This window comes from Limibacillus sp., assembly GCA_037379885.1.
GTDB lineage: Bacteria > Pseudomonadota > Alphaproteobacteria > Kiloniellales > CECT-8803 > JARRJC01.
Genome location: JARRJC010000033.1, coordinates 1 through 13,264 on the forward strand (window position 1 = coordinate 1; position 13,264 = coordinate 13,264).

13 protein-coding genes and 1 tRNA gene are annotated in these 13,264 nt (G+C 64.4%); 4 read left to right on the forward strand and 10 right to left on the reverse strand.

Translation table 11 applies throughout. The features are described from left to right. Positions 1 to 7: 7 nt before the first annotated feature. Positions 8 to 84: transfer RNA gene (locus P8X75_10665), tRNA-Met, on the forward strand. 117 nt (positions 85 to 201) lie between these two features. On the opposite strand, the gene P8X75_10670 is transcribed toward P8X75_10665, so the two are convergent. Then, positions 202 to 1,821: an amidohydrolase gene (locus P8X75_10670; protein ID MEJ1995656.1), complete on the reverse strand. Its 1,620-nt coding sequence runs from the start codon at positions 1,819 to 1,821 to the stop codon at positions 202 to 204. A 66-nt stretch (positions 1,822 to 1,887) separates the two neighbouring features. Then, entirely contained in the window at positions 1,888 to 2,511 is a 624-nt protein-coding gene (locus P8X75_10675) for a sulfotransferase (GenBank protein MEJ1995657.1), read from the reverse strand. Positions 2,512 to 2,610: 99 nt separating this feature from the next. Between P8X75_10675 and P8X75_10680 the strand changes: the two genes are divergently transcribed. From P8X75_10680 to P8X75_10690, 3 genes are all read left to right on the forward strand, one after another. After that, entirely contained in the window at positions 2,611 to 2,793 is a 183-nt protein-coding gene (locus P8X75_10680; GenBank protein ID MEJ1995658.1) for a GDCCVxC domain-containing (seleno)protein, read from the forward strand. A 191-nt stretch (positions 2,794 to 2,984) separates the two neighbouring features. After that, a complete protein-coding gene (locus P8X75_10685; GenBank protein ID MEJ1995659.1) occupies positions 2,985 to 4,211 on the forward strand; it encodes an APC family permease in 1,227 nt (408 codons plus the stop codon). A 67-nt stretch (positions 4,212 to 4,278) separates the two neighbouring features. After that, positions 4,279 to 5,640, forward strand: coding sequence for an MBL fold metallo-hydrolase (locus tag P8X75_10690; GenBank protein ID MEJ1995660.1), 1,362 nt, complete (start codon positions 4,279 to 4,281; stop codon positions 5,638 to 5,640). Positions 5,641 to 5,668: 28 nt separating this feature from the next. Here P8X75_10690 and P8X75_10695 read toward each other — a convergent pair whose 3' ends face one another. The 8 genes from P8X75_10695 to P8X75_10730 all read right to left on the reverse strand — a co-directional run bounded on the left by P8X75_10695 (position 5,669) and on the right by P8X75_10730 (position 13,152). Beyond that, the gene (locus tag P8X75_10695; protein ID MEJ1995661.1) at positions 5,669 to 7,318 is read right to left on the reverse strand and encodes an acyl-CoA synthetase; all 1,650 of its coding nucleotides are present in this window, start codon (positions 7,316 to 7,318) and stop codon (positions 5,669 to 5,671) included. A 6-nt stretch (positions 7,319 to 7,324) separates the two neighbouring features. Continuing rightward, complete coding sequence (locus P8X75_10700; protein MEJ1995662.1) at positions 7,325 to 8,131, reverse strand: enoyl-CoA hydratase; 807 nt, start codon at positions 8,129 to 8,131, stop codon at positions 7,325 to 7,327. Between the two features lie 19 nt (positions 8,132 to 8,150). Next, positions 8,151 to 8,600 (reverse strand): OsmC family protein, encoded by a 450-nt coding sequence (locus tag P8X75_10705; protein MEJ1995663.1) that lies wholly within the window; start codon positions 8,598 to 8,600, stop codon positions 8,151 to 8,153. Positions 8,601 to 8,615: 15 nt separating this feature from the next. After that, a complete protein-coding gene (locus P8X75_10710; protein MEJ1995664.1) occupies positions 8,616 to 9,764 on the reverse strand; it encodes a glycine cleavage T C-terminal barrel domain-containing protein in 1,149 nt (382 codons plus the stop codon). Positions 9,765 to 9,951: 187 nt separating this feature from the next. After that, the gene (locus P8X75_10715; protein ID MEJ1995665.1) at positions 9,952 to 10,434 is read right to left on the reverse strand and encodes an Lrp/AsnC family transcriptional regulator; all 483 of its coding nucleotides are present in this window, start codon (positions 10,432 to 10,434) and stop codon (positions 9,952 to 9,954) included. A 472-nt stretch (positions 10,435 to 10,906) separates the two neighbouring features. After that, entirely contained in the window at positions 10,907 to 11,473 is a 567-nt protein-coding gene (locus tag P8X75_10720) for a DoxX family protein (protein MEJ1995666.1), read from the reverse strand. 13 nt (positions 11,474 to 11,486) lie between these two features. Further along, the gene (locus tag P8X75_10725; GenBank protein ID MEJ1995667.1) at positions 11,487 to 12,272 is read right to left on the reverse strand and encodes a DNA-binding domain-containing protein; all 786 of its coding nucleotides are present in this window, start codon (positions 12,270 to 12,272) and stop codon (positions 11,487 to 11,489) included. Beyond that, on the reverse strand, positions 12,265 to 13,152 hold the full coding sequence (locus P8X75_10730; protein ID MEJ1995668.1) for a DUF692 domain-containing protein: 888 nt from the start codon (positions 13,150 to 13,152) through the stop codon (positions 12,265 to 12,267). Before P8X75_10730 ends, P8X75_10725 begins: the two co-directional genes overlap by 8 nt. Between the last annotated feature and the right edge of the window lie 112 nt (positions 13,153 to 13,264).

Consider the following 13,264-nt stretch of genomic DNA (forward strand, 5'->3'; position numbering starts at 1 on the left):
CTCCTAACGCGGGGTGGAGCAGTCCGGTAGCTCGTCAGGCTCATAACCTGAAGGTCGTAGGTTCAAATCCTACCCCCGCAACCAAATAGATAAAGCCCCGCCAACTGACCTGTTGGCGGGGCTTTTTTGCGTGTGGAAAAGACCCAAGAGTCACGTCCAGAACTCGAACTGACGGAGGTCATTCGTTTCGCCGTCAGGGGGCTACGCCGAGTAGACGACCTTGCCGTTCATCAACAGCAGTGAAACGTCGGTGCTCAGAAGAGACTTGGGGCCTTCGGCGAAGAAGTCCCGGTCCAGCACAACGATGTCCGCGGCCTTGCCCGCTTTCAACATACCCGTGGTCTTCTCCAGGTGCGCCGACCAGGCTGGTTCCCGCGTGCCGTGGCAAATCGCGTCTTCCATCGGCAAGGCCCAGTCGGGCCGGTGCGGCTGGATCGTCTCGTCACTCGGGGAGCGGCGGGTCGAAGCGATGTACATGTTGGGCAGCGCCTCGTGGGGCGCTGTCGGCGTGTCCGATCCAAAGGCCAGCGGCGCACCCGCCGTCAGGTAAAGCGGCCAGGCGAAACCGTTTGCGCCCCGCTCGGGTCCCAGCTTCTCCAGCCAGTTCGCAAGATAGGCGGGATCGACATGAACCGGCTGCATCGAGGCTGTGATGCCCAACCTGCCGATCCGCTCGATCTGGTCATGGCGCGCGTATTCAAGGTGCTCGATCCGATGGCGCCGCCCGGTGGTTCCATTGACCTCTGCGGCCTTCTCGATCGCGTCGATGGCGTCGTCGATCGTCGCATCGCCGATGGCGTGAATGGCGACCTGCAAACCTTCCTTGTCGGCGGCCGCGACCATCGGGATCAGAGCGTCGAGCGGCCAGATCGGATCGCAGTTGGTGCCGTCGCTGTAGGGCTGGCTCAGCGCCGCCGTGCAGCCGTCGATGGTTCCATCCCCAATGAACTTGATGCCGGTGACCCGCAGCATGTCTCCCTGATGCTGCTCGGCGAGTTCGGCGGCCCGCGCGACCTGCGCCAGTTCCTCGTCCAGGTTCCCGGTCCGCCACATGATCATGTGCCCGATGACGCGCGCCGTGAGCTTGCCCGCCGCCTGCAAGCGGGCCAGGGATTCAAGCACCTCCTCCTCCAGGCCCATCTCGACAATCGAGGTGATTCCTGCCCGGGCGAAAGCCTGGAGCGCCGCGCAGACCTGCTGGTCGAGCTCATCCGCCGACACCTTGTTGAGGAGGGGCCAGACCATGTTCGAGGTCACCGTTTCCTGCAGCCAGCCGGTCGCCTCGCCGGTTTCCGGATCCCGCACGATCTCGCCGCCGACAGGATCGGGAGTCTCCCTGGTGATGCCGAGTTCCTCGAGCGCTGCCGAGTTCACCCAAGTCGAGTGAAAATCAAACGCGTCCAGGTAGACCGGCCGGTCCGGCACGATATCGTCCAGCATCGTCTTGTCCGGGCGGCCATTTGGCACATCGCCATGAACCCAGGCGGTGCCGAGAACTCTGGGCGCATCGGGGTTCTCCTCTGCCCATTGGTGGACCCGGCGGCGGATCTCCTCAACGCTTCCCGCGCCGCGCAGCTGAGCCTTGCGCATCGCCGCACCGGTCATCGCCAGGTGAGCATGACCATCCACGAACCCCGGCAAGATCAGACCGCCGGACGCATCGATCCGTTCGCAATCCGCCCCAGCCGCCAAGGTCGCCCCATCTGAGTCGCCGACGTAGACGATCTTGTCGTCCTGCACCACGACCGCCTGCGCCCAGGGTTCTTCCGGGTCCGCCGTGAACACCCGCCCGCCTGCGATCAGAACGCTCTTTCCCGGCATGACCGCCTCATCCCTTCAATTTCCCGCCCTTAACCGAAAGAGGCACCGCCGCAGCCCGCAGAAGGCTTACTTCACACCCGCGACGCGATCCCAGAACTCGCCCCGGTCGTTGGTTCGGGGAAAGGGCTCTGAGGGAACGGGCTTCTCCAGAAACTCACACAAAGGCGCCCAGCCATCCTTCACCTGAAAGACGAGCAACTGCCTTTCTGGAATCGCCGCCCTGACGGCCTCTTCGTGAGCGAGGAAGGCCTTCTTCAAGCCTTCGAGATCCAGACCTGAAGGAAAGCCCGTCTTCTCGATGACCTTGGCTGCCATGTCGAGCCAAGCCCGCATCTCCTCCGGGGCGTCTTGTTTCTTGCCGAGGAGCTTATAGATGGTCTCTGAGAAGCTTGCCGCCCACGTATCGGGACTTCGAAGGGTGAGAATGAACTTCGCCTCCGGATAGGCGGCGTGCAGCTCCCTGAAGAATCCCGCGGTCGGCCAATCCACCGCGCTCGAATAGCCCTGATAGATGGCGTCCCAATCCGCGCGCCCCTCGACAGCCGCCGACCACAGGGGCACCTGTGAGGGCAGGTTAAACAGCACCTCTTCCATATGATGGCATGGTCCAAAGCCAAGCTGATTGAGAGCAAGCTTGAGTGAATAGGTGCCCGTGCGTCCGACGCCAGCACCTATGATCTTAACGGTCATACAAGATCTTCCCTTAAGCCAGACAAGCGCTTTCGGCGCACCCGCGGTTAGAATAGGCTCATCTGTAGGTTGATGGGTATCCAAATCAGGCGGGCAGGGATGGTGACGACATCGAAACCAGAACCGGTCCTGGAATCCGAGATCACTTGCCCCCTCTGCGGTCATGTCGAGCTGGAGACAATGCCCAGGGATGCTTGCCAGTGGTTCTATGACTGCAAAGGGTGTGGCGCGCTGCTCAAGCCCAAACCTGGGGACTGCTGCAATAATGAAGTACAACGATGATAGCTTCAGCGTCTTAGCGAACCAAATCTGATTCTAACGCTTGTCCGCATCCGCTCCCAGCAGTGCAGCCTGCGCGGTCCCGGATTTGCGACATGTCAAAGCGCCGGGCCGACCGTGCTCCTAGCCTTTGGCCCTATCATGGCGGCGGAGAGAAAAAGAGTGGCCCCTGCCTCATTCAAAGGCCTAGCGGTATGAGCCTGCGCGAGCCGGCTGAAAAGCGGAGTCTGTCGCGCGTCCTCGGCCTGCTACTGCTGGTGCTCTATGGCGTTGGCGTGACAGTCGGCGCCGGTATCTTCGTCATGATCGGCACGGTCGTGGGGATTGCCGGCCCTCGGGCGCCGCTGGCTTTCTTGCTGGCCGCCGTGATCGCCGGAGTGACGGCCATCGTTTACGCCACCCTGTCCGCGGGATTCCCAAGAGCGGCCGGCGCTTCGCTCTATGTCAAAACAGCCTTCGGAAAGGGCGCCGGCCTCGCGATCGGCGTCGGCGTGGCGGTCACCGGGATCGTATCCAGCGCGACCATCGTGGTCGGCTTCACCGGCTATGTCGCCGAGCTCGCGCCCATCCCCGGGCCGGTGACGATCCTGGCGGCACTCGGCGCCATCGGGCTGCTCACCCAAAGGGGCGTGAAGGAAAGCGTCGGCGCGGCGGCGGTCATCACCGTCATCGAGGTCGGCGTGCTCGCTGTGCTCATCGTCGCCGGAGTGCCAGAGCTGCTGACGATTGAGCCATGGGTGGCCGCCTTTGGAACGAGCAGCGCGCTTCCGCTCGCCGCCGTGCTGACGGCGGCCGTGCTCGCCTTCTTCGCCTTCATCGGCTTTGAGGACATCGTCAATATGGCTGAGGAGACGGTCAATCCGGAGAGCGTCATGGGCAAGGCGATCTTCTGGACCCTGGCCATCACCACGACGCTTTACGTCCTGCTGGCCTTGATCGCCGTCGCCTCTCCCGATCCGCAGGCGCTGGCGGGCAGCGCCGCTCCGCTGTCGGCCCTCTGGACGCAATTGACGGGCTGGTCGAGCACCTGGCTATCGAGTCTGGCGCTCATTGCGGTAATAAACGGGGTCATTGTCCAGGTGATCATGGCGAGCCGTCTGCTCTATGGCATGGCGCGCGAAAAGATGCTGCCCTCCGTCCTCGCCCGCATCGGCAAGAGGCACACCCCGGTCGTGGCGATCTGGGTCGTCACCGGGATCATCGCGGGCTTGGCGCTGGCCTTTCCCCTCGCGTCGTTGGCGCGCGCCACGACCACGGTCACCTTGATCGTGTTCGCCTCAGTGAACCTCTCACTCGTGGTTCTCGGCGCGCGTGAGCGGGCGGGTCCGCTGTACCGCCGCCGTTGGATCGGGCTGCTGGGGCTCTTGCTGACCGGCGGTCTGGCGCTTCGTGAGATACTGGTCCATCTTGGGGGCATTTGAAGCCCTGGAATCTGCGGCGCGGGTGAGGGGCTTTGATTCACCAAGGTAACGTGGGAGTGCGGTAAGCATGGTTCGTCTAAGCTTCCTTGGGGCGGCAGGCACCGTCACCGGCTCGAAGTATCTGCTGGAGGCTGCGGGGCGGCGACTGCTGATCGATTGCGGCCTCTTTCAAGGATACAAGAACCTCCGCCTCAAGAACTGGCGGCCGCTGCCGGTGGACCCAGCCGAGATCGATGCGGTGGTTCTCACGCATGCGCATATCGACCACAGCGGATATCTGCCGCTTTTGATTCGGAATGGCTTTTCGGGTCCCGTCTATAGCAGCGAGGGCACCCGCGATCTCTGCGAGATCCTGCTGCCCGACAGCGGATACCTTCAAGAGAAGGACGCGGAGTTCGCGAACCGCCATGGATTCAGCAAGCACCGCCCGGCTCTGCCGCTCTATGACGAAGCAGACGGCCGCGCCGCGCTAGAGAGCTTCACCCCCATCCCCTTCGATAAAGAGTGGGAGCCGCTGCCCGGCATCACCGTCGTGCTAAGGCGGGCGGGCCATATCCTGGGGGCCGCTTGCCTGGAGATGCAGCTCGACGGTCACCGTTTGGTGTTCTCGGGCGATCTGGGGCGGCCGAACGACCCGGTGATGCTGGCTCCTTGGCGGCCGTCCGGGGCGGATTACTTGGTTGTCGAGTCCACCTACGGCGACCGCCGGCACGACCCCGAGGACCCGGAAACGCTGCTGGCCACGGTCATCAAGGAAACTGCCGAAAGGGGAGGCAGCGTCTTGATACCGGCTTTTGCGGTCGGGCGCAGCCAGCTGATGCTCTTCCATCTCTGGAGGCTCTTGCGCGGGGGCGCCATACCCAACCTCCCCATCTATTTGGACAGCCCGATGGCGATCAACGCCAGTGAGATCTTTCGCCGTCACGCCGACAGCCATCGCTTGAGCGAAGCTGAAGCCAAGGCCGTTTGCGATGTCGCGACCTATGTCCGGGAGGTTGAGGAGTCCAAAGCTCTCGGAAATCTGCGTGTGCCGGCCATCATCATTTCAGCAAGCGGAATGGCAACGGGCGGGCGGGTGCTCCATCACCTGAAGAGACTCGCCCCGGACCCCAGGAACGCCATCCTATTCACCGGCTTCCAGGCCGCGGGAACCCGCGGAGCGGCCATGCTGGCTGGGGCCGAGAGCATCAAGATTCACGGCGGCCACTATCCCGTGCGCGCCAAGGTTTCTTGCCTGGATATGCTTTCAGCCCATGCCGATGCGGACGAAATCCTGTCCTGGCTGAAGGCGATGGAACGCCCGCCCAGGACGACCTTCATCACCCACGGCGAACCGGAGGCGGCCGAAGCTCTGAGGCTCCGGATCGAAGAAGAACTCGGTTGGGACTGCGTGGTCCCAGAGTACCGGGATTCCCTGAAACTCGAATGAAAAGGCGTCCTGGCGCTGCCTCGGGCCCTCAGACAGCCTTGGCGTGAGTCGCCGCGAGGTCCGAGGCGCGCTGCCGCAGGATGAACTTCTGTATCTTTCCCGTCGGTGTCCGGGGAACCTCGTCGAAGACGAACCTGGAGGGAACCTTGTAGGACGCGAGATGCTTGCGGCACCAGTCGCGCAGCTCCTCCGCGCTGACCTCGGCGTTCGACGCCAACTGCACGAAGGCGCAAGGCGTCTCGCCCCATTTATCGTGGGCCATCGCGACCACGGCGGCGACGGCGACCGCTGGGTGGCGGTAGAGCGCCTCCTCGACCTCGATGGAGGAGATGTTCTCGCCGCCGGACACGATGATGTCCTTCGACCGGTCCTTCAGTTCGATATAGCCGTCGGGGTGGGTCACGCCGAGGTCGCCGGAATGGAACCATCCGCCCGCGAAGACCTTCCGGGTCGCGCCCGGATTCCGGAAGTAGCCCTTCATCACGACATTGCCGCGGAACATGACCTCCCCCAAGGCGACGCCGTCATGGGGTGTCGGCATCATGGTCTCCGGGTCCATGACCTCGAGGCCTTCCAAGGGCAGGTAGCGCACGCCTTGACGGGCCTTCAGGGTGGCTTGTTCGCCAGCGGGCAGATCGGACCAGGCGCTGTGCCAGTCGTTCACGACGGCCGGGCCGTAGGTCTCGGTCAGGCCGTAGAGGTGGGTCACGTCGAAACCGGCGGCTTGCATGTTCGCCAGAAGGCTGGCCGGCGGCGGCGCCGCGGCGGTGAAGAACTGGACCCGGCGGTCGAGGTCGCGTTTCTCGCCCTCCGGCGCGCCGATCATCAGGGACATCACGATGGGAGCGCCACAGAGGTGCGTGACCCCATGATCGGCCAAGCTGTTCCAGATGGCGTCGGCGCGGACCTGGCGAAGGCAGACATGGGTCCCGATGATGGCCGACAAGGTCCAGGGAAAGCACCAGCCGTTGCAGTGGAACATCGGCAACGTCCAGAGGTAGACGGCGTGCTTGGCCATCGAGGTCGTCAGGGCGTTGCCTTGGGCTAGCAGGTAGGCGCCGCGATGGTGGGAGACCACGCCCTTGGGGTCGCCGGTCGTGCCGGAGGTGTAGTTGATCGAAATAGCGTCCCACTCGTCTTCGGGCATCAGCCAGTCGTAGGCGCTGTCGCCTTCGGTCAGGAAGGCTTCGTAGTCTTGGACATCCTCGGCGCCGTTCGCGCCGCTGTATTCCGGATCGTCGTACTGCACCACGAAGGGCTGCACCTGCGTCATGGCGAGGGCCTGCTGCAAGAGCGGCATGAACTCGCGGTCCGTGAAGATGATCTTCGAGCCGGCGTGATCCAGTTGGAAGGCGACGGTGGCGGCATCCAGCCGGGTGTTGATCGAATGCAGCACGGCGCCGCACATGGGTACGCCGTAGTGACACTCCAGCATCGCCGGCGTGTTGGCCAGGAGCGCCGAGACCGTGTCGCCGCGCCCGATCTCGCGGCGGGACAGCGCCGAGGCCAACTGGCGCGAGCGCGCATAGAACTCCGCGTAGCTGCGGCGCAAGGCCCCGTGGATGATCGCCGTGTGGTCCGGGTGCACGCTCGCGGCACGCTCCAGGAAGGTGAGCGGCGTCAGCGGCTGGTAGTTCGCCGGATTGCGGTCCAGATCGGTGTTGTAGGGATTGCTCATGATGTCCTACTTGTCCTGCCAGGCGGGCTGGCGCTTCTCGATGAAGGCGCCGATCCCTTCCTGGGCATCCTGGATCATCATGTTCTCGACCATGACGTTGGAGGCGTAGCTGTAAGCCTGCGCCAGGCCCATCTCGCGCTGCTCGTAGAAGGCCCGCTTTCCGATGGAGAGGGTGCGGCTGGACTTGGCGGCGATCTTGTCGGCGAAGTCCATGGAGGCCGCGCGGAGGCGGTCGGCGGAGACGACCCGGTTGACCAGACCCATCTCGGCGGCGCGGGCGGCGGAGATCATATCGCCGGTCAGGAGCATCTCCATGGCGTGCTTGGCCGAGACGTTTCGGGACAGGGCGACCATCGGGGTGGAGCAGAACAGGCCGATATGGACGCCCGGCGTGCTGAACTTGGCCTCTTCGGCCGCAACGGCGAGATCGCAGCTCGCGACGAGCTGGGCGCCCGCCGCCGTTGCGATGCCCGACACCTCGGCGATCACCGGCTTGGGGCAAGCGACGATGGCCTGCATGACGCCCGAGCACATCCCCATGATCTTCGTGAAGTAGGCTTTCCCGCCATCTGGCGAGGCACGTCCGGCGGTCAGTTCCTTCAGGTCGTGACCGGCGCAAAAGGCCGGGCCGTTCGCCGCCAGGATGACCGCCCGCGTCGCGGGGTCGGAACCGGCGGCGGTCACGGCATCGCCCAGGACCTTCAACATGGCCTCGGAGAGCGCATTGCGCCGCCCGACGTCGTTCAGGGTGAGGCAGAGAATTCCCGTTCCCACCTGCTCGCGAAGGAGAATGCTGTCCGAGGGCTCCGTCATCTGTTCGCTCTTCTCTCCGTCAGGCGATGTTGTTTTCGACGTAGTCGGCCAAGGAGTTGGCCACGAAGCAGTAGCGGTGGGCGCGATGCTGCATCTCCTCGAGCTTCGAGGACTCGACGGAAAAGCCGCTGTCGAAACGGACGACCGGGTGCAGGTCGACCCGCATCACGGCCATCTTGCCCTGTGGGTTCTTGCCCAGGTGGGCGACGGCGTGGTCGCTGTAGCTTGCGACCGGCCAACCGGCCTTCGCGGCAAACGCCAGAAAGGTCATCATGTGGCAGCTGGAAAGCGATGCCGCGAGGGCCTGCTCGGGGTTCGTGCTGGCGGCATCGCCTCCCCAGTCCGGCGCGGCGTCGACGTCCAGTTCCGACGATTCGTTGTAGCGTACGCGGTGCGCGTTGGAGTACGCACCGGCGCGCAACTCAGGGGTCGTGCGGTACCAGTCCAGATTGATCGACAGTTCGGACATGACGAGGCTTCTCCGTTACAGGGCGTTGGTGGCGATCTTCTTCTGCGGGTCGTAGAAGGGGACCTCGGCCACGGTCGCGGGCATCCGCCGGATCTCGGTCTGGACCTCGACGGCCGTTCCGATTTCGGTGTGGCCGACCGAGACCATCGCAAGGGCAATGTTCTGATCGAGGCGCGGCGAGTAGGTCGCCGAGGTAACCTTGCCGATGGTCTCGTCACCGATGATGACCGGCCAGAACGAGGTGTTGGGCGCGGCGAGCGGCTGACAGTCGATGATCAGGCCGATCTGCTTGCGGCTGACACCCTCGTCACGGATCCGCTTCAAGGCCGCCTTGCCGATGAAGTCGGCTTCCATGTCCAAGTTCACGAGCCGGTCCATGCCCAGCTCGAAGGGGTTGGTGGTGATGTCGGCATCGGCATGGTAGGAGAGCATGCCGCCTTCGATCCGGCGAATGGTCGAGGTGTGGCCCGCCTTCAGGCCGAGCGGCTGACCGACCTCCATGATGGTGTCCCAGAGCTCATCGCCGCGCGATCCGTCGCGCAAGTAGATCTCGTATCCCAGCTCGCTGGACCAGCCGGTGCGCGAGATGACCAGGGGGATGCCGTTCAACTCGGTCTCGCGGAGCCAGTAGTAGCGGATCTCCTTGATCCACTCGCCGAACAGGGCCTCCATGATCTTGCCCGACAGGGGACCCTGCAACTGCAGCGGCGAAACGTCGGGTTCGCAGATGGAAACGTCCATGCCGCTGTTGATGGCCAGGCCCTGCGCCCACAAGAGGACATCGCTGTCCGCCAGCGAGATCCAGAAGTGGTTCTCACCGAGGCGCAGCAGGATCGGGTCGTTCAGGATGCCGCCGTCGGCGTTGGTGATCAGGACGTACTTGCACTGCCCGACCGCCATCTTGGAGAGGTCGCGCGGCGTCATCATCTGGACGAACTTAGCAGCGTCCGGGCCGGTCACTTCGACCTGGCGCTCGACGCCGACGTCGCAGAGGATGGCCTCGTTGATGAGGTTCCAGAAGTTCTGCTCCGGGTTGGTGAAGTTCCGGGGGATGTACATGTGGTTGTACACCGAAAATTCCTGCGCGCCCCAGCGAACGGTCGCGTCGAAATAGGGGGACTTCCGGATCTGCGTTCCAAACCTGAAAAGACCGATATTGCTCACAGTTTCTACCCTCGTCTCGAGGCGGCCCGACCACCGGGCACGTCAACCTCACTGGGCGCACTGTGTAACGCTGCTCGCTAATATATGCGGTCTAAATGCGGCCCCTGCCGTGGTTCGTTCGTGCCAAAATCCGGGATTGAAATAGGCCGTTCGGACCAAGCAGGCGAAAAAGCGGGTCCCGGGGGCCTCAGCGCAGGAGCAAGCGGGCCAAATCGGGCTGGGTGGATTTGACGGTTCGCGTGACGATGTAGGTCATGTAGCGGTCGATGCCCAGACCTTCGGACAGCAGGCTGTCCATCAGCGCCTGGAAGGTCTGCAGGTTCGAGGTGACGACGGTCAGGACGTAGTCCATTCCCCCGCCCGTTGCGATGCAGTTGGTCACTTCCTTCAAGTCGGCGATGCGCGCCTCGAAGCGTTCGAAATCGGTCTTGCGGTGACTCTCCAGGGAGACGGTCACCACCACCTGGCTGACCTCGGCGATGCTGTCGAGAACGATGTCGGCGTGATAGCCGCGAATGATCCCCGCCTTCTTCAGCCTGTCGACCCGGATCCAGCAGGGCGTTGGCGACAGGTTGACCGCTTCGGCCAACTGCGACTTGCTGAGGCGGCCGTGTGTCTGAAGCGCAGTTAAAATGCGAACGTCCGTCGCGTCCAATACGTGCTGCTTCATGGCTCTTCACCTCTTTCCAGGATCAAGACAATTGAGCAATTCAAGGGCTGAAAGCAAGGGCTTGCTTTTAGCCTACGCATCAATTGGCAAGGTCCGCCGGGTGCAGAACCTGCGAGGGCAGATAACCCTGTTGCCCTTCGCAATCGCCGTCCAGGACTTTCACTTCAGCATAGCTATGAGGTCCGTGTCGGGCGGAGCGGAGGAAGCGAACGGGCGTCCGGTCGGCAACATCGCAGAGGCCCGCCCCGACATGGGGCGCCGAGAGCAGGGCGGCCGGGCTGTCCGGCTCGGAGGTCCGCACGATTCGCGTCTCCTCCTGCGCCGCCCCTGTGTCCGGATGCCAGAGGCAGCTCCAGGCAATCCCGCCCAGCAGCAAGGCTAGAGGCTTCCGGCCGAACGGCCAGGGCCTTTGAGCAGCCGAATGCTTCATGGTCTGGCGCACCCTCCTGACGCGTCCTCCGCTTCAAGCATCTTAAGGCACGGCTTCCAGCCGCCGCCACACCAGATGATCGACCGACAGCGTCCCCGCGCCGCGGATGACGAGGTAGGCGAGCAGGAAGACCCAGAGCGCGCGCTGGTCGAGGATGGCGGCATCGGGAAAGCGGTCGAACCAGCTCCCCACCGTCTCGGCGTCGGCGCCGTGGAAGGCGATGTCCACATAGCTCTGCACCAGCGTGAAGCCGATCATGCCCAGTGCCGCCAGCCGGGTGAAGGCGCCCGCCACGATCAGCAGCGGCAGGATGAACTCCGCATAGGTCCCGGCGGCGACGATCAGGCCGTAGGGGAAAAGAGGCACCTGGGACGCGTCGTACCCGTAGGCCTCGACAACGCTGGGCAGGATCTGGAAATAGGCGTTGTCGCCAATCGAGAAGAAGCCCGCGAGGCCGTCGCCCACCTTGGTCGATGCCGAGTTCAGGTAGTAGACCAGCAGAACCGCAGCGAAGACGAAGCGGGCGAGAAGACCCGTGAACCAGGGGTCCAGCCCGCGTTCCACTGCCCCGACGACGCGCCCGTATAGAGAGCTGAGAGTAGAGATCATGGCTTTGGTATCCTTATGTGATTGAACGGCCATCCGGGGCTGCGAGCCCGCAGACCGCGCCGATCTCGAAGATTCCTGAAAGGGCTGTCGAAAGGTCGAACTGTCCGTCTTGCTCCGCGGCTGTCTCCGCTGCCTCGTGAAGCGTCTCTCCCGCGGCCAGACGGCGGAGAAAGGCATGGTCGCCGACCTGCAAGACGCGCTGCTCGACCGAGAGCGCCGGGCGGAGCAGGACGATCTCCTCGCCCGCGTCCATCTTGACCTCCAACCCTTCGTCTCCGCCCTCGGTCGCCGCCCAAAGCGAGGCGACGGGGTAGCGCGACGACAGCAGGCGCAGGGAGGGGTGCAAGGAGAAGCGTAACGCCGCCAGGTCCTCCGCTGCGAGGCCCTGGAGCCGTTCGATGGGCAAGGAGGCGGCGTCGGGCGCGTTGGTCGCCTCGACCCGGGCCCATTCGAAGCGCGCGAGGTCGCCCAGGTAGGGAACGCTCCGGGCGGGCTCGAAGCCTTCCAGAAAATCGCCGAAGCCCGCGCCGAAAGTCAGCAGCACCGGCGAGCGCGGCGGCTCGACCTCAAGATAGAGCCGCCCGGCGGCTTCGAAGAACTCCGCACCGACGAAGCGAAGCACCGCCGGGTAAGTCTGCTTCAAAGCATCGATCAGGCTGACGATGCGATTGTTACGGTAGACGTTGAAGGCGCGGAGAGCGTCCTCGTCCCCGCCGCTCCGGATGCCGTCCGGCAGAGCCCGATCGGGGTCCTTGAGCGCGGCGGTGAAAGCCTTTTCCAACCGGGCGTGATCAGGCATGGAGGCTGGCTCCCTCGCGCTGGGCCTTCGCCTCTTCGGCGATCCTGTCGGCCTTCTGCGCTTCGGCCAGCAGGACCGGCCAGTCGGGCAGGTCGTTGTCCCACTCGACCAGCGCGGGGGCCTCGTGCCCCTCAGCCCGCAAGGCGGCGAAGAGCGACCAGACGGCATTGCCCGCCGGGCGGTCGTGGGCATCGATAAGCAGCGGGCGTCCCGAGGGCAAGGTCTCGCTCGCGTGCCCGGCCAAGTGGATCTCGCCCACCAGAGGAAGCGGAAAGGCGGAGAGGTAATCCGCCGCCTCATAGCCCCTGTTCGTCGCGGAGACCACGAGGTTGTTCAGATCGAGCAGGAGGCCGCAGCCGCTGCGCTTGGCCAGGGCGCGCAGGAACGCGGTTTCCTCAAGGGCGCTGTCCTCGAAACCGATGTAAAGGGAGGGGTTCTCGATCAGGACCTGGCGGCCCAAGACATCCTGGAACTGCTGAATGCGCCCGGCCACCCGGTCCAGGGTCTCCTCTGTATAGGGCAGGGGCAGCAGGTCGTTGAAGAACTCGCCGCCGTGACGGGTCCAGGCGAGATGCTCGCTTACCATCCAGGGCTGATAGCGCTCGCAGAGCGCCTTGAAGCGCAGCATGTGTTCGCGGTCCAGCGGGTCGGTCCCGCCCAGGGAGAGGCCGACCCCGTGGAGGGAGAGGGGGTAGTCCCGGCGGATCGCCTCAAGCTGCGCGTGAGGCGGGCCGCCCGCGCCCATGTAGTTCTCGGCGTGCACCTCGAACCAGCCGGCGGCTGGCGTCTCCGAGCGGATCGCCTGGAAGTGCTCCGCCTTGAAGCTGACGCCGGTTTTCTTGGGCGGCGTCCCTTGGACGGTATGAGCGCTGGAGACCATCTTGGGGGATTCCCGTTAAGGCGAGGAGCCGGCCGCACCTGGACGGTGGGCCGGCCCTTTGCCATGCCTTGCCGCCAAGAGCGGCCAGGCGTTCAGCCCTGCCTTCGGCTAA